Here is a 22,964-nt window from a genome sequence, read left to right on the forward strand (position 1 = left end):
TCACAAGCATCATGCGTTAGCTGATCAGCGATAAATAGTTACCGCACTGCCCCCTCCGAATCTCGCCACAGTGGTTGCCGCAATCTGCGTTAACCACTGAGGACGATTCACGTATGGACACATTTTGCAGCCGGATGCTGCTCTTTCTTTGCCTGGCGCCCCTGATGTCCCTGGCCGCCCCGCCCCCACCGACTCACCACTTCAGTCTGGACAATGGCCTGAAGGTGCTCGTGCGCGAAGATCATCGCGCGCCGCTGGTGACCTCACAACTCTGGTTCAAAGTCGGTTCCGCCGACGAAGCACCGGGCCAGAGCGGGCTCTCCCACACGCTCGAACACATGCTCTACAAAGGCAGCAGCAAGACTTGCGCCGGCGAGGCCACGGCGATTCTGCAATCGCTCGGCGCCCGGGAAAACGCTTTCACCAGCAAAGATGTCACGGCCTATCACCAAACCCTGGCCCCCAGGTACCTGGGTGTTGCGTTCGAGCTGATGGCCGATCTGATGTCAACCGCACACCTGCGCGACGAAGACCTGACCCCGGAACTGGCGGTGATTCGCGAAGAACGGCGTTCGCGAACCGAAGACGACCCCAGCGGCCTGGCACTTGAGCGTCTCACCGCCGTGACGCATTTGGCCAGCAGCTATCGCACGCCGACTATTGGCTGGATGCATGACCTGGACCAACTCAATGCCAGCGATCTGCGCCATTGGTATGAAACCCGCTATGCGCCCGGCAACGCCACGCTGGTCGTTGTCGGCGATGTGACACTCGATCAGGTCAGGCGGCTGACGCAGCGCTATTTTGGCCATCTGCAAGCACGAACCGTTCCGGGTGCATTACGGCCCACAGAGCTGAAACAGCCAGGCGAGCGCAGACTGACCCTGCATCTGCCCGTCCCCACCCCCCAACTGATCATGACCTTTAATGTGCCAGGGTTGGCCACCGCCAAAAATCGGCGATCCGTGCACGCTCTGCGCCTGATCGACACATTGCTGGGCGGTGCCAGCAGCGCACGCCTGCAAAAGCGCCTGCAATTTACCGAGCAGTTGTTCAGCGAGGTGGCTACCTCTTACGACGCCCTCACACGCGGTGACAGCCTGATGTTGCTGACCGCCAATCTTGCCAGCGCCCACCCTGACGATCTTGACGCTGCCGAAAAGCGAGTCTGGCAACTGATCGAAGAATTGCGAACCAACCCGCCAGCCGCCGATGAGCTGGAACGTGCCCGCACTCATTTGATTGCCCGGCAGATCTACGCGCAAGACTCCATCGTTCAGCAGGCCCAGGGGTTGGCCGCGTTGCAGAGCATCGGCCAACCCTGGCAGTTGCTGGATCAGGATGCGGACGAGCTGGCACAGGTGACACCCACTGATATACAGCAGGCCGCCATGACCTTTTTGACCCGAGAACGCCTGAGTGTTGCGCATGTGTTCAAGGAGACCCGCCCATGAACGATTACCGTTGGCCTACCTGGGTCGCATTGTCAGGTCTCGGCCTGATCGCCTGTCTGTGCGGCGCCCGAACGTTTGCAGACACTTCAATTGTTGCGCCGGCAAACTTCCCCGCGCCACGCCTGGAGTCCCTCCGGGTGCCGGTTTCTGATCCTGCCACGCCACGGGGGCTGTCCATCAAGGGCTGGAAGACCCTGACCGGCACCAAGGTGTTGTTCATCCGCACCACGGAATTACCGATGTTCGATCTGCATGTCAGCTTCGCGGCGGGCAGCGCGCGGGACGGCGGCACGCCGGGGCTAGCCGCCACCACGTTTGGCATGCTTAACGAAGGCGTGCCAGGCAAAGACTTGCCTGCCATCGTCGAAACCTTCGACGGCCTGGGTGCGCAGCTCGAAATGACGATCGATCACGAACGTGCCAACCTGGTGTTGCGCAGCTTGAGCGATGCTCAAAAAAGCGCCCCGGCACTGCACCTGTTTACTCAGATACTCGGCGAACCGTTGCTGACCGACGAGGCTTTACAGAGGGTAAAAAACGAACTGCGTGACCACCTCCTGTTCAGGTCGGAGCAGGCAGGCAATTCGTCCGAGCAGTCAGTCAAGGCATTGCTTGCCCCGGGCAGCCCCTATTCGCTGCCGTTCTATGGCACGAATCAGGGCCTGCAGTCGCTGAGCCGCCAGGCAGTCAAAGACTTCCACCAACGTTTCTACAGCGCCAGTCATGCGCAGATCACGGTGGTCGGCGACCTGACGCTGGACCAGGCAAAAGCCATCAGCCTGAAAGTCAGCAACGCATTACCGGTCATGCCAGTGGGCACGGGGGCTACGCCGATGCCTGCGCTAAAACCGCGGGGCACCAAACGGACCTTCCATGAGGAACAGCCACTGACCCAGACCTCGTTGATACTGGGCCAGCTTGGTGTGTCGCGTCAGCATCCGGACTATGCCGCGCTGTACGCGGCCAACCTGATTTTTGGTGGCACGGCAAACAGCCGACTGATGAACGAACTACGGGAAAGGCGCGGGCTGGTATACGACGTACATTCGCAGAACAGTCACTGGGCCAGCGCTGGCTTGATGACTATTTCCCTGCAAGTGAGCCCGTCATTGAGCGCAGGCATTCTGACGTTGACCCGATCAATGTTCAGCGACTATCTGCGCGACGGCCCGACGCAACAAGAGCTCGACCAAATCAAGCTTAGAGTGACCAACATGGTCGCCCTGGACAGCGCCAGCAACAAACAAATACTCAAGCAATTGGTGGACATCAATCGCCATGATCTGCCACTCGACATCGATTACATCGCCCAGCAGGTGCAACGCCTGACGCTCAAGCAAATCAAAGAGGCGCTAAACCGACACCTGGCTGCCGATCAGTGGCGCGTGGTGACAATCGGGGCAACCGTCAATCAGCAGCCGTTGCCTGCACCGCCGGCCACACCGCCCGGCACATCTTCCAGTGCATGTGTCGCGCCGTAGCAGGCTTTGTGGCAAGTTAGGTTTTAAATTGAAAAGCAGCAGACGACCGGCGTCTGCTGCTTTGCGCAAGACCTAGTCGAGATTTGCCGTGCAACCACGCTCACCTTCCCCCGCCCTTCGTTTCAGCCCGGCCTTTGGCCTGGGCAATCCACACCTGCAAACCCTGTGGGGTCCGCTGTGGCGTAAAACCGTCCATCTTGATCGCCAACGTGAACGCCTGTGGCTTGAAGATGGCGATTTCCTCGACCTCGACTGGCACGGTCCTCACAGTGCCAAAGCACCGTTGGTATTAGTGCTGCATGGGCTGACAGGCTCCTCGAACTCGCCTTACGTTGCCGGCCTTCAAGCGGCGCTCGCCGCGCAAGGCTGGGCCAGTGTCGCCCTGAACTGGCGCGGCTGCTCAGGCGAACCGAATCTGCTGCCGCGCAGTTACCACTCCGGTGCCAGCGAGGACCTCGCCGAAACCATTCGGCACCTGCGCGCCAAACGACCACTGGCGCCGCTGTATGCGGTCGGTTATTCTCTGGGCGCCAATGTGTTGCTCAAGCACCTCGGGGAAACCGGCAGCACCAGCGGTGTGTGTGGTGCGGTGGCCGTGTCGGTGCCGTTTCGCCTCGACCAATGCGCCGATCGTATCGGCCAGGGTTTTTCCAGGGTCTATCAGGCGCACTTCATGCGCGAGATGGTCGCCTACATCAAGAACAAGCAAAGGCAATTCCAGCACGACGGACGCGAGGACGGTATGGCCGCACTGGCGGCGCTCGGCTCGCTGGAAAACATGCGCACGTTCTGGGATTTCGATGGCCGGGTGACCGCGCCACTGCACGGGTTCACCGATGCCGAGGATTACTATCGCCGCGCGTCGAGCCGTTACTTTCTCGGCGAAATCCGCACACCGACCTTGATCATTCAAGCGGCGGACGATCCGTTCGTGTTCCCGCACAGCCTGCCACAAGCCAGTGAACTGTCGGCGACGACTGAATTCCAATTGCAGGCTCGCGGCGGTCACGTCGGATTCGTCGATGGCTCGTTACGCCAGCCCGGCTATTATCTGGAAAGGCGCATCCCGCAGTGGCTGGCGGGCCTGACGTCATGATTGATCAGGCTCGCTCCCACAAGGAAGGGCGTGGTAATTACTCGCCAGTGGCTATGCCACGCGAAGGCTCGTTGATCCACTCGCTCCACGAACCGGCATACAACGCCCCCAACGGATAACCCGCCAGGCACAGCGCAAACAGGTTGTGACACGCCGTCACGCCCGAGCCGCAATACGCGACCAGTGCCGACGGCGAACGCTCGCCAAGCCTGGCGGCAAAGCGCTGCTTGAGTTGATCGGCCGGCAGGAACCGGCCGTCACTACCAAGGTTGTCGGTAAACGCTGCACACTGCGCACCGGGAATGTGCCCGGCAATCGGGTCGATAGGCTCGACTTCACCCTTGAAGCGCGGCAAGGCCCGGGCGTCGAGAAGGGTCAGCGTCGGTTGACCGAGCCGCTGCTGCAATTGCTCGGCGCTGAGCATCAGAGTCATGTCCGGCTGGCTGTTGAAACTGCCACGGACAAGGGTCGGTGCATCCAGGCTCAGCGGCAGACCCGCCGCGTGCCAGGCCTTGAGCCCGCCATCGAGAATGAACACGCCATCACGCTTGCCCAGCCACGCCAGCAACCACCACGCTCGAGCCGCATAGGCTCCTGGGCCGTCGTCGTACAAAACCACATCGCTGTCAGCGTTGATACCCCAGGCTTGCAGGCGCTCGACCAGCGCCGCAGGATCAGGCAACGGATGCCGGCCCGTCACACCCTTGACCACTTTGCCGCTGAGGTCACGCTCAAGATCGGCGAAACTCGCTCCGGCAATGTGCCCCTCGGCGTAGCTACGCTGACCGTAGTCCGGGTCATCGAGGGCAAAACGACAATCGAGAATCACCAGCCCCGGCTGCTCCTTGCGGACATCCAGTGCTGTAGGGCTGATCAGTTGCGCAATCGACATAACGGGCTCCTGTGGAATTCGACAGAACGGTTTACTTCACGTCCTCAAGGGCCTGGGCCAGCGGTACGTAGAATTCTTCGAACAGCGCATTGACCTGATCGCGCGCCTGCTCGGTGACAAACCCGGCTTCCAGCACCAACACCTGATACACGCCACGTTTGATGGCTTGCTCGCTGAGGTGGTTGGAGTTCTCACGGGTGGTGCACAGAAAGCGTACCCAGGACGTCAGGATGATCCAGGCATTGAGGGTCAGCGATTCAATCTGCACACGGTCCATGTCGAGGATCCCGGCGGCCACGAAACCCTCGTAGATCGCCGCGCCTTGAATCACGCAGCGCTGGGAAAAGCGTCGATAACGGGCCGCCAGTTCCGGATCGCTGTCGAGCAGATGCTCAAGATCGCGGTGCAGAAAACGGTAACGCCACATCGCCGACAACAGCTCCTTGAGATAGAAGCGCTTGTCTTCGACCGTCGCGGCGCGCCCCTGAGGTGGGCGCAGGAAGCTGTCCACAAGGCTTTCGTACTCACTGAACAACACGGCGATGATCGCCTGCTTGTTGGGGAAGTGGTAGTACAGGTTGCCCGGAGAAATCTCCATGTGAGCAGCAATATGATTGGTGCTGATGCTGCGCTCGCCCTGTTGATTGAACAGTTCGAGGCTGTTCAGCACGATACGCTCGCTGGTTTTTATTCGTGGGGCCATGGCTTGAGCTTTAATTCAGAGTGCGGTGACGGGCATCTTACGACCTATCCGGAAATGGATAAAACAAAGCTGCACAAGGAAGCCATTTGACTTTCTAGAGTACAGACTCTAAAAATCACCCCATTAAAATAATTCCGGAGCCCACTATGACTGCCGATATAGCCTACCTGCAAACGCTGCAACAACCGCTGGAAGCGCTTGATCGGCAGTTCAACGCGCAACGGGCCGCGTATGCCGCCAACCCGATGCCGCCTGCGGCCCAGCGCCAGCAATGGCTCAAGGCTTTGCGGGATGTGCTGAGCGATGAACGTCAGGCCTTGATCGAGGCGATCAGTGCCGACTTCAGCCATCGCAGCGCCGACGAGACCCTGCTGGCCGAATTGATGCCCAGCCTGCACGGCATTCACTACGCCAGCCGCCACCTCAAGGGCTGGATGAAAGCCTCGCGGCGCAAGGTCGGCATGGCCTTCCAGCCCGCCTCGGCGAAAGTCGTGTATCAGCCGCTGGGCGTGGTTGGCGTCATCGTTCCGTGGAATTACCCGCTATATCTGGCCATCGGCCCGTTGGTCGGCGCACTGGCGGCGGGCAACCGGGTGATGCTCAAACTCAGCGAATCGACGCCAGCCACCGGGCTTTTGCTCAAGGCATTGCTGGCGCGAATCTTCCCCGAAGATCTGGTGTGCGTGGTGCTCGGCGAAGCGGACATCGGCGTGGCGTTTTCCCGTTTGCGCTTTGATCATCTGCTGTTTACCGGTGCCACCAGCATCGGCAAGCATGTGATGCGTGCTGCAGCGCAAAACCTCACCCCAGTCACCCTGGAACTGGGCGGCAAGTCCCCGGCCATCGTCTCCCGGGACGTGCCGTTGAAGGATGCGGCCGAACGCATTGCCTTCGGCAAAACCCTCAACGCCGGCCAGACCTGCGTGGCCCCGGATTACGTGCTGGTGCCGCAAGACCGCGTCGGCGCGTTCGTCGAAGCCTATCGCCAGGCAGTGCAGGGTTTTTATCCGACCCTCACCGACAACCCGGACTACACCGCGATCATCAACGACCGCCAATTGGCGCGGCTCAACGGTTACGTCAGCGACGCCACCAGCAAGGGCGCACTGCTGATTCCGTTGTTCGATCAAGGCCAGGGCCGCCGCATGCCACACAGCGTGCTGCTCAATGTCAGCGACGAGATGACCGTGATGCAGGACGAAATCTTCGGGCCGTTGCTGCCAATCGTGCCGTACCAGGATCTGGAGCAGGCATTTGCTTACATCAATCAGCGGCCACGACCTCTGGCTCTTTACTACTTTGGCTACGACAAACGCGAACAGAACCGCGTGCTGCACGAAACCCACTCGGGTGGTGTGTGCCTGAACGACACCCTGCTGCATGTGGCTCAGGATGACATGCCATTCGGCGGCATCGGCGCTTCGGGCATGGGCCACTACCACGGCCACGAAGGCTTTCTGACCTTCAGCAAAGCCAAAGGCGTACTGATCAAACAGCGTTTCAACGCCGCCAGACTGATTTACCCACCGTACGGAAAATCCATTCAGAAACTGATTCAGAAGCTGTTCATCCGCTAAACATTCGTCATCGCCGCCGGGTAATAAAAACAATGCACCCAAGCCTGACTGAAACACCTGCTCTGTCGCGCCGTGGCCTGCTGAAATTCAGCCTCGGTGCCACGGCGTTTCTTGCCACCGCCGGGCTTGGCGCCAGCCTCAGTGGTTGCTCGGCGAGCGTCTCGGCCCATGGTTTCACTGTTTTGCGCGATGGCGATCTATTGTTTCTGCGCGCATTGATTCCGGTAATGCTCGACGGCGCCGTGGCCGTCGAGAAGATGCCAAGCGCAGTCGACGGCACTCTCCAGTCGCTGGACTACAGCCTCGATCACCTGTCGCCGGAAATGCTCAAACTCACCCGGCAATTGTTTGATGTATTGGGCATGGCCGTGACCCGTGGGCCGCTGACCGGAATCTGGGGCAGTTGGGAAAACGCCACGCCCGAGGCGCTGCGCCATTTCCTCGATCGCTGGGAAAACAGTTCATTGAGTCTCCTGCGCATGGGCCACAGCTCTCTGACGCAAATGGTGATGATGGCCTGGTACACCCGCGCCGAGTCCTGGGCGCACTGCGGCTACCCCGGCCCGCCCACTGTCTGAAACCGAGGCGCGCCCTTCGCGAGCAAGCCCGCTCCCACATTTGAAATGCATTCCCCTGTGGGAGCGAGCCCGCTCGCGAAGGGGCCCGCTAGAACAACAAAAACAAGAGAGCCTGAACATGCCAGTACCCGACCCGTTCCGCGAAGGCCTCGCCCGTGGCTGGAAAACCTACAACGGCGCACAACTCACGGACGACCTGACCCTTGAAACCGATGTCGCGATCATCGGCAGCGGCGCTGGCGGTGGTACCACGGCAGAAATCCTCAGCGCCGCCGGCTATAAGGTGCTGCTGATCGAAGAAGGCCCGCTGAAAACCAGTTCCGATTTCAAAATGCTTGAAGACAAGGCCTACAGCAGCCTCTATCAGGAAGGCATCGGCCGCATGAGCAAGGACGGCGCGATCACTATCTTGCAAGGCCGGGCGGTCGGCGGTACCACGCTGATCAACTGGACATCGAGCTTTCGCACGCCAGAACCGACCCTCGAACATTGGGCCAAAGAACACAGCGTCAAAGGTCACAGTCCGGTCGAAATGGCGCCATGGTTCGAAAAAATGGAACAGCGTCTCGGCGTCGCTCCATGGCTGGTTCCGCCCAACGCCAACAACGACGTGATCCGTAAAGGCTGTGAACAGCTCGGCTATAGCTGGCACGTTATTCCACGCAACGTGCGCGGCTGCTGGAACCTCGGTTACTGCGGCATGGGCTGCCCGACCAACGCCAAGCAATCGATGATGGTCACGACCATTCCGGCCACCCTGGAAAAGGGCGGAGAGCTGCTTTATCTGGCCCGCGTGCAAAAGCTGTTGATCACCGGCGACAAGGTTTTCGCCCTGCAATGCGTCGCCATGGACGAGCGTTGCGTCGAACCGACCGGGCGTTCCATCACCGTCAAGGCACGGCATTACGTACTGGCCGGCGGCGGTATCAACAGTCCGGCGCTGCTGCTGCGTTCGGACGCGCCAGACCCACACAAAACCTTGGGCAAACGCACATTCCTGCATTTGGTGAACATGTCCGCCGGGCACTTCGACGACGTCATCAACCCGTTCTACGGCGCGCCGCAGTCGATTTATTCCGACCATTTCCAGTGGAAGGACGGCGTCACCGGCCCCATGGGCTACAAACTCGAAGTGCCGCCGCTGCAACCGGCGCTCGCGGCCACCCTGCTCGGCGGTTTTGGTCAGGACAACGCGCAGCGCATGGCCGATCTGCCGCATACCCACGTCATGCTGGCGCTGCTTCGCGATGGGTTTCACCCAGACAGCAGCGGCGGCAACGTAGAGCTGCGGGGCGACGGCTCGCCAGTGCTCGACTATCAAGTCTCGCCCTATGCCTGGGAGGGGTTGTGCCGGGCATTCCACAGCATGGCCGAGATCCAGTTCGCGGGCGGCGCCAAAGCAGTGATGCCAATGCACGCCGACGCGCGTTATGTGAAGACCCTGGCCGAGGCCCGTACGTTGATCGATGGTTTGCGCCTTGAGCTGTATCGCACGCGGCTGGGCAGCGCCCACGTCATGGGCGGCTGTGCGATGGGCGAAGAGCCGAAAACTGCCGTCGCCGATAGCCTTGGCCGTCATCATCAGCTAACCAATCTGTCGATTCACGACGGCTCGCTGTTCCCTACCAGCATCGGCGCCAACCCGCAGTTGTCGGTGTACGGGCTGACGGCACAATTGGCGACGTCCCTCGCCGATCGACTGAAAAACCCATGAAAAACCGGATCATTCCCATCGTCTATAGTGCTTTGTTACCCAACAGGCGACTTGGCCGACCGGGACGGCTGCGATACCATCCGACTCCCCAACGGACTCCCGCCAGGACGACGCGATGAACCGAGTGTTGTACCCAGGTACCTTCGACCCTATTACCAAGGGCCATGGCGATCTGGTCGAACGCGCCTCGCGCCTGTTCGACCATGTGATCATTGCTGTCGCTGCCAGCCCGAAAAAGAACCCGCTGTTCCCGCTGGAACAACGGGTCGAACTGGCTCGCGAGGTCACCAAACACCTGCCGAACGTAGAAGTGGTCGGCTTCTCGACGTTGCTGGCGCATTTCGCCAAAGAGAAGAACGCCAATGTGTTCCTGCGTGGTTTGCGTGCGGTGTCGGACTTCGAATACGAATTCCAGCTGGCCAACATGAACCGCCAACTGGCCCCGGATGTGGAGAGCCTGTTTCTCACCCCGTCCGAGCGTTATTCATTCATTTCTTCGACGCTGGTGCGCGAAATCGCCGCGTTGGGCGGCGATATCAGCAAGTTCGTCCACCCAGCCGTGGCAGACGCCCTGACCCTGCGCTTCAAGAAGTAACGACCGTTCAAACGGCGCCCGCGTGCACTGCGGGCGCCAATGCGGCACAATTGCGCGCATTGATTTATAGCGCCCGGGCCTGCCGCCCCGGCTGGAGTGAGCATGTCCCTGATCATCACCGACGATTGCATCAACTGCGACGTCTGCGAACCCGAGTGCCCAAACGCCGCCATTTCCCAAGGCGAGGAGATCTACGTGATCGACCCGAACCTGTGCACCCAGTGCGTCGGCCACTACGACGAACCGCAGTGCCAGCAGGTTTGCCCGGTAGATTGCATTCCACTGGACGAAGCCCATCCTGAGACTCAAGAGCAGTTGATGGAGAAGTACAACAAGATTACCGGCAAGGCCTGATCTGACCGCTTTGTAGCGTTTCTTCGGGCCTCCTCGCGAGCAAGCCCGCTCCCCCACTGGAATGCATTCCAAATGTGAGAGCGGGCTTGCTCGCGAAAGGACCATCAGCAACCGCGCGGACTTCAGACCCGCTCACTCGCGCTGCTCAAAGCCCTCCCCCGTGCACCCCAGACACCGCACAAACGCCGCTTTTGCCGGATCAACCACCAACGCCTGCCCCGCGTCGCCTATCCCGCCACCCAGCGCGGTAAACGGCAACGACACGACAAACACGCCCGCCCCGATGACCGTCGCCACGACCAACAAAGGTCGGGCAATCAGCAGGTCGCCGATCATGGCGTAGGCCGGTGGGTTCTGGAGGGTGTAGCGCGGATCACCGCTGCCGTTTTCCGTGGCTTGAACAGCCAGGCTGGAACACAGCAGCAATGCGACAAGGAGCACTTGCGAGGACTTCATGGCACGATCCTTCGGGCTGAACAGTGAGACAACTCACTATAGACCGTGGGATTTTTTCAGCTTCCTGCTTCAGGTCTGGCAGCGCGGACAGAAAACACTGGCACGCTGGCCAAGCTTCACTTCACGTAGCCCGGTGCCGCAGACCTTGCAGTGTTCACCGCCGCGACCATAAACAAACAGTTCCTGCTGGAAATACCCCGGCTGCCCGTCACCCCCGATGAAATCGCGCAACGTGGTACCGCCGCGTTCGATGGCGGCGGCGAGGATGCGTTTGATCTCGATCGCCAGTTTCAGATAACGTCCACGGGAAATGCCACCGGCCTCGCGGCGCGGGTCGATCCCTGCGGCAAACAGCGCTTCGGTCGCGTAAATATTGCCGACCCCGACCACCACCGCGTTGTCCATGATGAACGGCTTGACCGCCATCGTACGCCCGCGTGACAACTGGAACAGCCGCTCGCCATCGAACAGATCGGTCAAGGGCTCAGGCCCGAGACGAATCAGCAACTCGTGATTGAGCGGATCGTTGCTCCACAACATCGCGCCGAAACGCCGTGGATCGGTGTAGCGCAGGGCCAGGCCCGACTCCAGCTCGATATCGACATGCTCGTGCTTGAGCGCCGGCAAACCGACCTCGACCAGGCGCAAATTACCTGACATGCCCAAATGGCTGATCAACGTACCGACTTCGGCATTGATCAGCAGATACTTGGCACGCCGCTCGACCAACACGATGCGCTGCCCGGACAGGCGCACATCGAGGTCTTCGGGAATCGGCCAGCGCAGCCGGCGGTCACGCACGATCACCCGGCTGACGCGCTGGCCCTCCAGGTGCGGGGCAATGCCCCGGCGGGTGGTTTCGACTTCGGGCAGTTCAGGCATGGTGTCCTCGAATCAACGCGCGCCGAGGTCGCGGATCGTTTGTTTGAGCGTTTCGAAGTCGTAGTCCGACAGCCCCATGTAATCGAGAATCATCGGACCGATGCTTTCCCACTCGTAGTCTTCTGTCTGGTTGCCCAGCACCCGGTACGAAGCGCAGATGTGCTCGGCCATCTTGAGGATCGCCAGCAGGTTTTTCATCTGATTGTCGTGCGACGACTCATCCCTGAAGATCGCCAAGGCATTGTGGTGATTGGCGATTGACGCGCTGACATGCTCCGGCAGACGCCAGGATTTGGCGGTGTAATAACCGACCACAGCATGATTGGTGTTGAACTCGCTGTTTTCGGTGTCCACCACCCGACATTCGGCATTGGCATTGGCGTAAGCCTTTTCCAGTACCGACATGTAATGGGGGAAGCGCTGCAGCATCAACGGCACACCGCAATCGTGAAACAGGCCCAAGGCATAGGCTTCGTCACTGGCCTGAATGCCGATGCGCTTGGCCAGCGTCAGGCAAGTCATCGCCACATCCTGGGCGGTATCCCAGAAACGATTGAGCGTGACAATGGTGTCGTCGTTCAACTCGCCCTTGATCGACTGCGCGTTGATCAGGTTGACGATCGAACGGCTGCCCAGCAGATTCACCGCGCGCTGGATCGATGTGATCTTGTTGCTCAAGCCGTAATACGGCGAGTTGACAATTTTCAGCAGCGAGCCGGACAGACCGGGATCCTGGGAGATAAGTCTGGCGATCACCTCCAGGTCCGGATCGGGCATGTACTGCTCCATTTGCAGATCCACCATGATCTGCGGCTGCGCGGGCACGCTGATGCCTTGCAGGGATTGTTGAATCTGTTCGGTGGTCAGCTCTTGGGACATAAGTACACACTCTGGGACAGGCGGCGATTCTAACGCTTAAAAACCGCAAGACGACACCTCAGTGGGCATTTGTCAGGAACTTTCATTCAAGCCCTGGCTTCGGAGTTTTTGATACCGACCGGATAATTGAAACCCGCTCGGTGGCAAATTCGCGGCTCGCGAAGGCGCATCGGCGTTTCATCGCTCATCAAACCCGACATAACTCGCAACACGGTATACTCCCGCTCTTTTTTCCGGAGCGACGTCATGTCCCTGCCTAGCTTGCGCCTCAAAGCCAACGCCGACCGTCGCCTGCGCGCCGGTCACTTGTGGGTCTACAGCAACGAAATCGACGTGACCGCCACGCCACTGCATGGCTTCAATGCCGGCGACCAGGCCATCCTCGAAGCGGCCGGCGGCAAGCCGCTGGGCATCGTGGCAATGAGCCCGAACAACCTGATCTGCGCCCGCCTGCTGTCGCGCGACATCAAGGTGTCGCTGGACAAATCGCTGCTGGTGCACCGCCTGAACGTGGCTCTGTCCCTGCGCGAGCGTCTGTTCGACAAGCCGTTCTATCGGTTGGTCTATGGCGATTCCGACCTGCTCCCAGGCCTGGTGGTCGACCGTTTCGGCGACATCCTGGTCGTGCAGATCGCCTCGGCGACCATGGAAGCGCATAAAGAGGACGTGATCGCCGCACTGACTCAAGTGCTCAAGCCAAGCGGCATTCTGTTCAAGAACGACTCCGCCGCCCGTGACGCCGAAGGCCTCAACCGCTACGTCGAAACGGTATTCGGCCTGGTACCGGAGTGGGTGGCACTGGAAGAGAACGGCGTGAAGTTCGAAGCCCCGGTCATTCAAGGCCAGAAAACCGGCTGGTTCTACGATCACCGCATGAACCGCGCACGCTTGGCGCCTTACGCCAAAGGCAAACGCGTACTCGACCTCTATAGCTACATCGGTGGCTGGGGCGTGCAGGCTGCAGCGTTCGGCGCCAGCGAAGTGTTCTGCGTCGATGCCTCGGCCTTTGCCCTTGACGGTGTCGAGCGCAACGCAGCGCTGAACGGCTTCGCCGACAAAATGACCTGCATCGAAGGTGACGTTTTCGAAGCCCTGAAGGAACTCAAGGCCAGCGAAGAACGCTTCGACGTGATCGTGGCTGACCCGCCGGCGTTCATCAAACGCAAGAAAGACATGAAAAACGGTGAAGGCGCCTACCGTCGCCTGAACGAACAAGCCATGCGCCTGCTCAACAAGGACGGCATCCTGGTCAGCGCTTCGTGCTCGATGCACCTGCCGGAAGATGACCTGCAGAACATCCTGCTGACCAGCGCCCGTCACCTGGATCGCAACATCCAGTTGCTGGAGCGCGGCGGCCAAGGCCCGGATCACCCGGTACACCCGGCGATCAACGAAACCCGCTACATCAAGAGCATCACCTGCCGCCTGCTGCCTAACAGCTGATCAATGCGGATGACGGGGAGCCAGCAGGCTCCCCGTTTGCTTTCCGCCCGCCCCTGGCGAACTCTGCGCCACCTCTACGTCAATAATCACGACTTCCTACACGGACTTTCCTACTAGAGTGAAGGATATTTCCTTACGCCTTTTAATTATTGGAAAACACCCTACAAAGTCCACCGCCAACCAAAGATAGTTCCGACAAAATTACTGGAACATTCCTACTTAATATCCACTTGCCAATATTCCATTACAAACTATTATGAAGTTGTCACCACGAGGTGACTTCAACTATCAACGAACAAGGAGTTCACATCATGAAAAGCATTTCTCTGGAAACCAACAAAATCGCAAACCTGGCTTTTCTGGTTGCACCTAAAGCCCGCTAAGTGAGTCAGGACGCCGTGGAGTGCCGGCAACGCGGCGTCCTTTCGACTTCATCCAGAGTGAATGAATGCCATGCACATATACCCTTATCTATTTATATTGCCGCGCTCGCCCGGACTAATAGTATGGAACTACAAAGACCACACCCAACATGAACTTGACCTGAACTATTCAACCCGCCTCGCCCAACTAATAAGCAACCCCGACCTCTTCGACCCACACAACATAATAGACACGCAACTATTAAGCGCGGGCATTCTAACCGTTTCAAAAATAGACAACCCGCCATGGGGCTGGGATGAACTGTCGAAGATCTATCACATCGGCACTCAAAACATTCCCTGCGAACACAGCCCGCAGAATATTCATGAGTGGTCCAGGCTATATCTGGCGCACTGCAACGAGGTATTGGCCACCCCGGCCCCCACAACAGACCGGCCCATGCATGCGGCCGAACAGCGCATCGCTTTGCCCCTCCCGCGAGGATTGAACGACGACAGCCTGGGCAATGCGCTGCTCCAGCGCAAAACCTGCCGCTCCTACACCGGCGCAGCGATGACGCTCGACGACGTCGGCACCCTGCTTTACCTATCACTCGGTTACCTCCATGAGCGCGACCTCAATCGCGACGACAGCATTGCCCAAGACCTTGGCGCACGTCGCAGCAGTCCGTCCGGTGGTGGCCTGAATGCGTGCGAAGGGTTTCTGCTGGTGCGCAACGTCGACGACCTGGAGCCCGGCATCTACGCCTATCACCCTGCCGAACACACCATCAGCCGGGTCAATCCCCTGCCTCAACCAGCGCTGGGCGACTTGCTGGGCGGCCAGCACTTCATCAACAACCTGCCGCTGGGATTGTTCATCACCGCTCGATTCGACCGGCTCTGGTGGAAGTACGAGCACTCACGGGCCTATCGCATGGCATTCGTTGAGGCGGGTCATCTGTCGCAGACCTTTCAACTGATCGCCACAGCACTGGGTCTCAACACCTGGTTGACCGGTGCATTTGCCGACAAGCAGGTCGAAACACTCCTCAAAATCGAGGGAAGCGCTGAACAACCTTTGTTCTTTGTTGGCTGCGGAGAAAGTGACGGACAGGTGATGTGCCAGGAAATGCGTGATCTCTTGCGCGAGGTACAAGCATGACCCTCCTTATCCCGGATTCGAACGAAGTACCGGTGTCATGGGCGCTTAAATTCACCCTGGGGGATTGGGACAGCCGCGCCTCGGTACGCAGCAGTGCCCACGACTATCAATTGCCGGACGACGTGCTGCAGCAACTGCAAACCCGCTACTGGTTTCCACCGGCCTTTTTGCCTTATCTAGCCCACCCGGCCATCGAGGCCGCCGGACGCGAGGTGCAACACCGACTGACGGCCAACCATCTGGTGCACTTTCTCGATTACACCACCCTGCTCGAACATCGCATCGTCAATCGCGCGGTTGAGGTCATCGTTCATCGGGAACTGCCTATCTATGTGCCTCTGCCAATGAAACACGCGGCGCTGCAACTCTATACCGACGAGGGCTACCACGCGCTGTTCTCCAATCGTCTCGCGGAGCAGATCGCCGGGTTCTACGGGATGAGCGCGCGTCCGGCGATTCCGAAGCGGATCACTCGCATGAACGCACTGATCGCCCGCACCCCGGAGAAGCACCGTGCACTGGCATGGCTTCTGCTTGGCTTCGTCTCGGAGACCATCATCGCCCGGGAGCTGCTGGACGTCTGTCGCGACAGTCTGGTGTCCAGCGTGAACGACATGCTGCGCGATCATCTGGCCGACGAAGCCCGCCACAGCCGCTACTTTGCCGAAGTGTTCCATTACTTCTGGCTTTCGATGAACAGTCGCCAGCGCACGTTTGCAAGCAGAACGTTGCTGGAGATCATCGGGCTTTTCTTCGAGGTCGACGAACGCTGGCTGCAGCAAAGCCTGCGCGGTGCAGGCATTGCCGACAGCGACGTGATGGACATTGTCGCCAGCATGGCAACGGTGCAGGCCAACCGCGCACGCGCACGTTCAGGCTCCATCGCTACGCTGGATGCACTGCGCAAGGCCGGGTTTTTCGCAACGCCCCATAACCAGACACTTTTTGCCAAGGCAGGACTGATCGATGGATAACGGAAAGTACGCGGTAACCACACGCCAGCGTCGCGGGGCTGTCGGCCTGTTACTGGCAATGGTGCTACTCGGCGTGTTTCCACTGGATGTCCTGCTTCCATCATTTCCGGCACTGGCGGCGCATTTCCGCAGCACACCGGCGGACATCGCGCTTTCAATCAGTCTGTTCGCCGTGGGCATCGCATTTGCCCAGTTGTTGATCGGCCCGCTGTCCGACGTGATCGGACGCAAGGGCTTGTTGCTCGCAGGCATGAGCGTATCGATGCTCGGCGCCTTCGGTTGCGTGATGACCGGCGACTACACGCTGTTCCTGATGTTCAGGGTGGTGCAGGCCTTGGGTTGTGGCTGTTTTGTGCTGTCCCAGGCACTGGTGCAGGACCTGTTCGAAGTCGAGGAGCGTGATCGCTTGCGTATTCTGATGGTCACGGCCACCGGGATTTTTATCTCAGTGTCGCCGCTGGCCGGCACCTTTCTGCAAGCTACCCTTGGCTGGCGCGGCAGTTTCGGGGTATTCATCGCGCTGGCCGCCACGGTTCTGATCAAGGCCTGGCTGTTTCTGGAGAACACTCGCCCTGTCGTCAGCGGCACGCACCCGGGTTTTCTCAAGGCCTATCGGCGGGTGCTGGGAGATTTCGACTTCGTCGGCTACTGGCTGATTTCAGCCTTCGCATTCGCCTGTCATTTTTCCTTTATCGTGATTTCCCCACTGATTTTCATGGATCAACTGCAACTGTCGGCCTATGATTTTTCGCTGATCCTGCTGGTGTACGGCGCCGCGTATGTCGTCGGCGGCATCATCGCCACCGTACTGAACCGACGCATCACGCCGGGCCGGCAGATCATCACCGGGCTGAGTCTGATCCTGCTGTCAGGATTGGTGATGCTCTATCTGGCGGCCAACCATGCACTGGCCCCAGCCACGGTTTTGATCCCGATGCTGATCTGCACGGCTGGCACCACCATCGCACGACCGGCAGCCACCTCGCGGGCCATGGGCCTGTTTCCCGAAAACGCCGGCACGTCCGCTTCGGCTGGCAGCACGATCATCTTCATTTGCGGCGCAATGATCAGTGCATTGATCAGCCTGAGCCCGGCCAACCTGCAATCCACGCTGGGTTACTGCTTCGTGTTGCTCAGTTGCGTGGCTCTGGCGTTGAACAGGGGGATCAGCCGCCGCGCCAACATGCTCAAGATCAACGCCACCGCGCAACCGGACGGGGATTAATCCTGCCAGTCGTCATCCCGCAACCACCGCTGGCACTGCAACAACACTTTGCGCCATTCCCTCCAGACGCCAGCGGTGTAGAATCGCCAGATTCATCGCCATTCATCCCCCGGCGGGTTTATGAGCTCAGGCTGAGACCAGCGGCGATCCCGCAACGTCATCGGCCACTTCCAGACACACGGCCATTACCGGGTGTTCCAGACGTCAATAGAAGCTCACTTCCCCTTTGATACCTGATTAGCCGCCCGGAGTGCTTCAATGCCTGATTACCGTTCGAAAACATCCACCCACGGCCGCAACATGGCCGGCGCCCGCGCACTGTGGCGCGCCACCGGGATGAAAGATGACGACTTCAAAAAGCCGATCATCGCCATTTCCAACTCGTTTACCCAGTTCGTGCCGGGCCACGTGCACTTGAAAGACCTGGGCCAACTGGTCGCTCGCGAAATCGAACGCGCCGGTGGCGTCGCGAAAGAATTCAACACCATCGCCGTGGATGACGGCATCGCCATGGGCCACGACGGCATGCTCTATTCGCTGCCGAGCCGCGAGATCATCGCCGACTCCGTCGAATACATGGTCAACGCCCACTGCGCCGACGCCATCGTCTGCATTTCCAACTGCGACAAGATCACCCCGGGCATGCTGATGGCCGCCCTGCGCCTGAACATTCCGGTGATCTTCGTTTCCGGCGGCCCGATGGAAGCCGGCAAGACCAAACTCGCGTCCCACGGCCTCGACCTCGTCGACGCCATGGTGATTGCCGCCGACTCCAGCGCTTCTGACGAGAAGGTTGCCGAGTACGAGCGCAGCGCATGCCCGACCTGCGGTTCCTGCTCCGGCATGTTCACCGCCAACTCGATGAACTGCCTGGTTGAAGCCCTGGGCCTGGCATTGCCGGGCAACGGTTCGACCCTGGCCACCCACAGCGATCGCGAACAACTGTTCCTGCAGGCCGGCCGCACCATCGTCGAGTTGTGCAAGCGTTACTACGGCGACAACGATGAGTCGGTATTGCCGCGCAACATCGCCAACTTCAAGGCGTTCGAGAACGCGATGATGCTCGACATCGCCATGGGCGGTTCGACCAACACCATCCTGCACTTGCTGGCGGCCGCTCAGGAAGCCGAGATCGATTTCGACCTGCGCGACATCGATCGTCTTTCGCGCAGCGTTCCACAACTGTGCAAAGTCGCGCCGAACATCCAGAAGTACCACATGGAAGACGTGCACCGTGCTGGCGGTATCTTCAGCATCCTCGGTTCTCTGGCCCGTGGCGGCCTGTTGCACACCGACCTGCCGACCGTACACAGCCGCAGCATGGAAGAAGCCATCGCCAAGTGGGACATCACCCAGACCACCGACGAAGCCGTGCACCACTTCTTCAAGGCAGGCCCGGCGGGCATTCCGACCCAGACTGCGTTCAGCCAGTCGACTCGTTGGGAAACCCTGGATGACGACCGTGAAAACGGCTGCATCCGCAGTTTCGAACACGCCTACTCGAAAGAAGGTGGCCTGGCCGTGCTGTACGGCAACATCGCGCAGGACGGCTGCGTGGTGAAAACCGCCGGTGTCGACGAGTCGATCCATGTGTTCGAAGGCAACGCGAAGATCTTCGAAAGTCAGGACAGCGCCGTGCGCGGCATCCTCGCCGACGAAGTGAAAGAAGGCGACATCGTCATCATTCGCTACGAAGGTCCGAAAGGCGGCCCGGGCATGCAGGAAATGCTCTACCCGACCTCGTACCTGAAATCCAAAGGCCTGGGCAAAGCCTGTGCCTTGCTCACCGACGGCCGTTTCTCCGGCGGTACTTCGGGCCTGTCCATCGGCCACGCTTCTCCAGAGGCTGCGGCCGGCGGTGCGATCGGTCTGGTGCAGGATGGCGACAAAGTGCTGATCGACATTCCGAACCGCTCGATCAATCTGTTGGTCAGCGACGAAGAACTGGCGGCACGCCGGGTCGAGCAGGACAAGAAAGGCTGGAAACCTGTGGAAGTGCGTCCACGCAAAGTGACCACCGCGCTGAAGGCTTACGCCCTGCTGGCGACCAGTGCCGACAAAGGTGCTGTACGTAACAAGGCGATGCTTGACGGGCTGTAAGCGTCAATCGCAGGAACAAAAATGCCTCGCCAAGTGCGAGGCATTTTTTTGTCTGGCCAGATTCTCCAGACACTGAAGATCAAAACGGTGGGAGCGGGCTTGCTGGCGAAAGCGGTCTACCTGTCAAAAAATCTCTCGCCTGACACTCCCTCTTCGCGAGCAAGCCCGCTCCCACAGGGACTGTCAGTGCACCCGGAATCTGAGCTCCCACAGAGGATCGGGGCTTACTGGATTTCTTCAGGCTTGACGATCACCCAGTTCTTGTCTGCCGTCACCGGCAACCCTTCCTTGGCCTGCGCCGCAGCGTGCTTGGCCATCATGCCGTTCAACTGCGTCATGTATTTGTCTTTGCGGTTGATCCACAAGTGAATGCCGCCCTTGGCCACGTCGACATCGTGGAACAGCATGTAACCGTCGCTGGTTGGGGTGTCGCCACCGACCAGTACCGGTTTTTTCCACTCGTCGATGTAGGTCAGGATGGCGGCGTGCTTGCCGGCCATCCAGGTTGCCGGGGTCCACAGGTACGGCGTCATCTCCAGACCCAGGTTGGCCTTCTCGTCATATTTGCCGGCAGTGATCTGCTTGCGCGCGGTGGTCAGTTCGTTGGTCTCGCGGTTCTTCAGCAGCGTCGTCACGCCAATCACGTTCTGTGGTTTGACGTTGTAGCCGTACTTCGGATCGGCGGCGACCATGCGCACCAGTTCTTCAGACGCGGCGGTCATCACATAGACCTCGATGCCGTTCTCCATCAGCTTGTTGTAGAGCTCTTGCTGCCCGGTGAAGATTTTCGGCGGATTGACGTCGAGCGTCTTGACCACATCGCCGTCGTAATAAGTCGCCGGCACCGGTTTGCCCGAAGCCATCAGTTCATCGACGTAGCCTTTGAGTTCCTTGAGGGTGAAGCCGGAGAACACCTGCGCGACCCACGGGTAGCAGACCATGTCGTCGACTTCGCAGAGGCGATAGTAGTAACTGAACAGGCTTTCCTTGTGGTCGGCGGTGTCCTTGAACGGAATCAGTTTCAGGGAGGGGTCGAGTTTGTCGCGGGTGATCAGGCCCTTGTTTTCCATGAACGGCAACAAGGACTCTTCCAGGTCATAGCGGTAACTGGTGTTGTCCATGTCGAACACCGCGTAGTTACCTTTGTTGGCGTTGGCGGCAATCATCGCGTCCAGCGCCTTGGCCTGATCGGCTGGCCAGTGTTTCAAATCGGTGGCGAACGCCTGACCGGCCAGACCTAAACCCACAGTCAGTGCGACAGCCAGAAATTTCGGTGCAAACTTCATAAGCCCTTCTCCCTGATCAAAGAGACCGACGGTAACAAATAAGTGTGACCGTTTTCATCTGTCAGCGACCGTCCACGTCTCCATCACGCCAGATGCATTCCCCAGAGCGACGCCCACTTATTCCAAAAGCGACTATCACCATACGTTTTCGGTATTAATTCATTGGAAATCAAACTGTTAGGCTTGCCGGTTCGCAGCAGCCCCGCAAGGCTGCTGGCAAAGTCTTTCCTGGAGTTCTCATGAATCTACCGTTGATTCTCAACCTGCTGGTGTTCCTCGCCCTGCTCTTGGGTCTGGCACAAACCCGCCGCACCCAATGGAGCCTGGCGAAAAAAGTCCTGCTCGCGCTGACCCTCGGTGTCACGTTCGGTATAGCTCTGCACGCCGTTTACGGGGCGGGCAATCCAGTGCTGAAAGCCTCGATTGGCTGGTTCGATCTGGTCGGCAACGGTTACGTGCAGTTGCTGCAAATGATCGTCATCCCGCTGGTGTTCGCTTCGATCCTCAGCGCGGTGGCTCGCCTGCACAACGCCTCGTCGCTGGGCAAAATCAGTTTCCTGACCATCGGCACGCTGCTGTTCACCACCGCGATTGCGGCGTTGGTCGGTATCGGCCTGACCAACCTGTTCGGCCTCAGCGCTGAAGGTCTGGTGGCCGGCACCCAGGAAATGGCCCGCCTGCAAACCATTCAGACCGACTACGCCGGCAAGGTCGCCGACCTGAATGTGCCGCAACTGCTGCTGTCGTTCATCCCGCAGAACCCGTTCGCTGACCTGGCGCGGGCCAAGCCGACCTCGATCATCAGCGTGGTGATTTTCGCGGCGTTCCTTGGGGTCGCTGCGCTGCAACTGCTCAAGGATGACGTCGAGAAAGGTCAGAAAGTGATCAACGCCATCGACACCCTGCAAGCCTGGGTGATGCGCCTGGTGCGTCTGGTGATGAAGCTGACCCCGTACGGCGTGCTGGCGCTGATGACCAAAGTAGTTGCTGGTTCCAACCTGCAGGACATCATCAAACTCGGCAGTTTCGTCGTGGTGTCGTACCTCGGTCTGGGCCTGATGTTTGTGGTGCACGGCGTGCTGGTGTCGGCGGCCGGGATCAACCCGCTGCGTTTCTTCCGCAAGATCTGGCCGGTGCTGACGTTTGCGTTCACCAGCCGTTCCAGCGCGGCGAGCATTCCGCTGAGCATCGAAGCGCAGACCCGCCGTCTGGGCATTCCACCATCCGTTGCAAGCTTTGCTGCATCGTTCGGTGCGACCATCGGCCAGAACGGCTGCGCAGGCCTGTACCCGGCGATGTTGGCGGTGATGGTAGCGCCGACCGTGGGCATCAACCCGCTGGACCCGCTGTGGATCGCGACGCTGGTGGCGATTGTCACGCTGAGTTCGGCCGGTGTGGCGGGCGTGGGCGGCGGTGCGACGTTTGCCGCGCTGATCGTGCTGCCGGCGATGGGCTTGCCGGTGTCACTGGTGGCGTTGCTGATTTCGGTTGAGCCGCTGATCGACATGGGGCGTACAGCGTTGAACGTGAGTGGAGCGATCACCGCCGGGGCGATTACCAGTCAGGTGATGCAGCAGACCGATAAAGCACTGCTGGATGCCGATGAGCATGCGGAGTTGGCACAGGCTTAAGTTGTTCTTTGCCTGACCTGCCCTCTTCGCAAGCAGGCTCGCTCCCACATTGGATCTGTGATCGACACAAATCCCCTGTGGGAGCGGGCTTGCTCCGGGCGGCGTTCCGACGAAGCT

Annotated in this window: 20 protein-coding genes; 14 read left to right on the forward strand and 6 right to left on the reverse strand. The window is 59.6% G+C overall.

All coding sequences use genetic code 11. The features are described 5' to 3' along the window. The first annotated feature begins 113 nt into the window (after positions 1 to 113). From ACIOU6_RS10520 to ACIOU6_RS10530, 3 genes are all read left to right on the forward strand, one after another. Positions 114 to 1,454: a pitrilysin family protein gene (locus tag ACIOU6_RS10520; protein ID WP_221732402.1), complete on the forward strand. Its 1,341-nt coding sequence runs from the start codon at positions 114 to 116 to the stop codon at positions 1,452 to 1,454. Beyond that, entirely contained in the window at positions 1,451 to 2,935 is a 1,485-nt protein-coding gene (locus ACIOU6_RS10525) for a M16 family metallopeptidase (protein WP_401135946.1), read from the forward strand. The genes ACIOU6_RS10520 and ACIOU6_RS10525 overlap by 4 nt, the downstream gene beginning before the upstream one ends. An 88-nt stretch (positions 2,936 to 3,023) precedes the next feature. Further along, a complete protein-coding gene (locus ACIOU6_RS10530; RefSeq protein ID WP_221732404.1) occupies positions 3,024 to 4,031 on the forward strand; it encodes a hydrolase in 1,008 nt (335 codons plus the stop codon). Positions 4,032 to 4,068: 37 nt separating this feature from the next. On the opposite strand, the gene ACIOU6_RS10535 is transcribed toward ACIOU6_RS10530, so the two are convergent. Further along, a complete protein-coding gene (locus ACIOU6_RS10535) occupies positions 4,069 to 4,923 on the reverse strand; it encodes a sulfurtransferase (protein ID WP_221732405.1) in 855 nt (284 codons plus the stop codon). Between the two features lie 31 nt (positions 4,924 to 4,954). Then, entirely contained in the window at positions 4,955 to 5,626 is a 672-nt protein-coding gene (locus ACIOU6_RS10540; protein WP_221732406.1) for a TetR/AcrR family transcriptional regulator, read from the reverse strand. A gap of 146 nt (positions 5,627 to 5,772) precedes the next feature. Between ACIOU6_RS10540 and ACIOU6_RS10545 the strand changes: the two genes are divergently transcribed. From ACIOU6_RS10545 to ACIOU6_RS10565, 5 genes are all read left to right on the forward strand, one after another. Further along, a complete protein-coding gene (locus tag ACIOU6_RS10545) occupies positions 5,773 to 7,203 on the forward strand; it encodes a coniferyl aldehyde dehydrogenase (RefSeq protein WP_221732407.1) in 1,431 nt (476 codons plus the stop codon). 32 nt (positions 7,204 to 7,235) lie between these two features. Beyond that, positions 7,236 to 7,781, forward strand: a complete 546-nt coding sequence (locus tag ACIOU6_RS10550) for a twin-arginine translocation pathway signal protein (RefSeq protein ID WP_401135950.1) — start codon at positions 7,236 to 7,238, stop codon at positions 7,779 to 7,781. Between the two features lie 118 nt (positions 7,782 to 7,899). Beyond that, a complete protein-coding gene (locus ACIOU6_RS10555) occupies positions 7,900 to 9,495 on the forward strand; it encodes a GMC family oxidoreductase N-terminal domain-containing protein (protein ID WP_401135952.1) in 1,596 nt (531 codons plus the stop codon). A gap of 115 nt (positions 9,496 to 9,610) precedes the next feature. Beyond that, entirely contained in the window at positions 9,611 to 10,090 is a 480-nt protein-coding gene (gene coaD, locus ACIOU6_RS10560; RefSeq protein WP_221732410.1) for a pantetheine-phosphate adenylyltransferase, read from the forward strand. Between the two features lie 102 nt (positions 10,091 to 10,192). Then, positions 10,193 to 10,444: a YfhL family 4Fe-4S dicluster ferredoxin gene (locus tag ACIOU6_RS10565; RefSeq protein ID WP_221732411.1), complete on the forward strand. Its 252-nt coding sequence runs from the start codon at positions 10,193 to 10,195 to the stop codon at positions 10,442 to 10,444. Positions 10,445 to 10,576: 132 nt separating this feature from the next. On the opposite strand, the gene ACIOU6_RS10570 is transcribed toward ACIOU6_RS10565, so the two are convergent. The 3 genes from ACIOU6_RS10570 to ACIOU6_RS10580 form a co-directional block, all read right to left on the reverse strand. Next, positions 10,577 to 10,900 carry a multidrug transporter gene (locus tag ACIOU6_RS10570; protein ID WP_221732412.1) on the reverse strand — a complete coding sequence of 108 codons (324 nt, stop codon included), beginning with the start codon at positions 10,898 to 10,900 and terminating at the stop codon, positions 10,577 to 10,579. A gap of 69 nt (positions 10,901 to 10,969) precedes the next feature. After that, positions 10,970 to 11,782, reverse strand: coding sequence for a bifunctional DNA-formamidopyrimidine glycosylase/DNA-(apurinic or apyrimidinic site) lyase (mutM, locus tag ACIOU6_RS10575; RefSeq protein ID WP_221732413.1), 813 nt, complete (start codon positions 11,780 to 11,782; stop codon positions 10,970 to 10,972). Between the two features lie 12 nt (positions 11,783 to 11,794). Beyond that, entirely contained in the window at positions 11,795 to 12,607 is an 813-nt protein-coding gene (locus ACIOU6_RS10580; RefSeq protein ID WP_221732429.1) for an HDOD domain-containing protein, read from the reverse strand. A 300-nt stretch (positions 12,608 to 12,907) separates the two neighbouring features. Between ACIOU6_RS10580 and ACIOU6_RS10585 the strand changes: the two genes are divergently transcribed. The 5 genes from ACIOU6_RS10585 to ilvD all read left to right on the forward strand — a co-directional run bounded on the left by ACIOU6_RS10585 (position 12,908) and on the right by ilvD (position 19,930). Continuing rightward, positions 12,908 to 14,104, forward strand: coding sequence for a class I SAM-dependent rRNA methyltransferase (locus tag ACIOU6_RS10585; protein ID WP_221732414.1), 1,197 nt, complete (start codon positions 12,908 to 12,910; stop codon positions 14,102 to 14,104). Positions 14,105 to 14,557: 453 nt separating this feature from the next. Further along, positions 14,558 to 15,631, forward strand: coding sequence for a SagB family peptide dehydrogenase (locus ACIOU6_RS10590; RefSeq protein WP_401135987.1), 1,074 nt, complete (start codon positions 14,558 to 14,560; stop codon positions 15,629 to 15,631). Further along, a complete protein-coding gene (locus ACIOU6_RS10595; RefSeq protein ID WP_401135958.1) occupies positions 15,628 to 16,605 on the forward strand; it encodes a diiron oxygenase in 978 nt (325 codons plus the stop codon). Before ACIOU6_RS10590 ends, ACIOU6_RS10595 begins: the two co-directional genes overlap by 4 nt. Then, the gene (locus ACIOU6_RS10600; RefSeq protein WP_221732417.1) at positions 16,598 to 17,830 is read left to right on the forward strand and encodes an MFS transporter; all 1,233 of its coding nucleotides are present in this window, start codon (positions 16,598 to 16,600) and stop codon (positions 17,828 to 17,830) included. The genes ACIOU6_RS10595 and ACIOU6_RS10600 overlap by 8 nt, the downstream gene beginning before the upstream one ends. A gap of 258 nt (positions 17,831 to 18,088) precedes the next feature. Further along, entirely contained in the window at positions 18,089 to 19,930 is a 1,842-nt protein-coding gene (gene ilvD / locus ACIOU6_RS10605) for a dihydroxy-acid dehydratase (RefSeq protein WP_221732418.1), read from the forward strand. A 224-nt stretch (positions 19,931 to 20,154) separates the two neighbouring features. Here ilvD and ACIOU6_RS10610 read toward each other — a convergent pair whose 3' ends face one another. Beyond that, positions 20,155 to 21,216 (reverse strand): haloacid dehalogenase-like hydrolase, encoded by a 1,062-nt coding sequence (locus tag ACIOU6_RS10610; protein WP_221732419.1) that lies wholly within the window; start codon positions 21,214 to 21,216, stop codon positions 20,155 to 20,157. Positions 21,217 to 21,455: 239 nt separating this feature from the next. On the opposite strand from ACIOU6_RS10610, the gene ACIOU6_RS10615 reads away from it, so the two are divergent. After that, the gene (locus ACIOU6_RS10615) at positions 21,456 to 22,847 is read left to right on the forward strand and encodes an L-cystine transporter (protein WP_401135961.1); all 1,392 of its coding nucleotides are present in this window, start codon (positions 21,456 to 21,458) and stop codon (positions 22,845 to 22,847) included. Positions 22,848 to 22,964: the final 117 nt, after the last annotated feature.

Source organism: Pseudomonas sp. NPDC087615 (assembly GCF_044743445.1).
GTDB lineage: Bacteria > Pseudomonadota > Gammaproteobacteria > Pseudomonadales > Pseudomonadaceae > Aquipseudomonas > Aquipseudomonas baetica_A.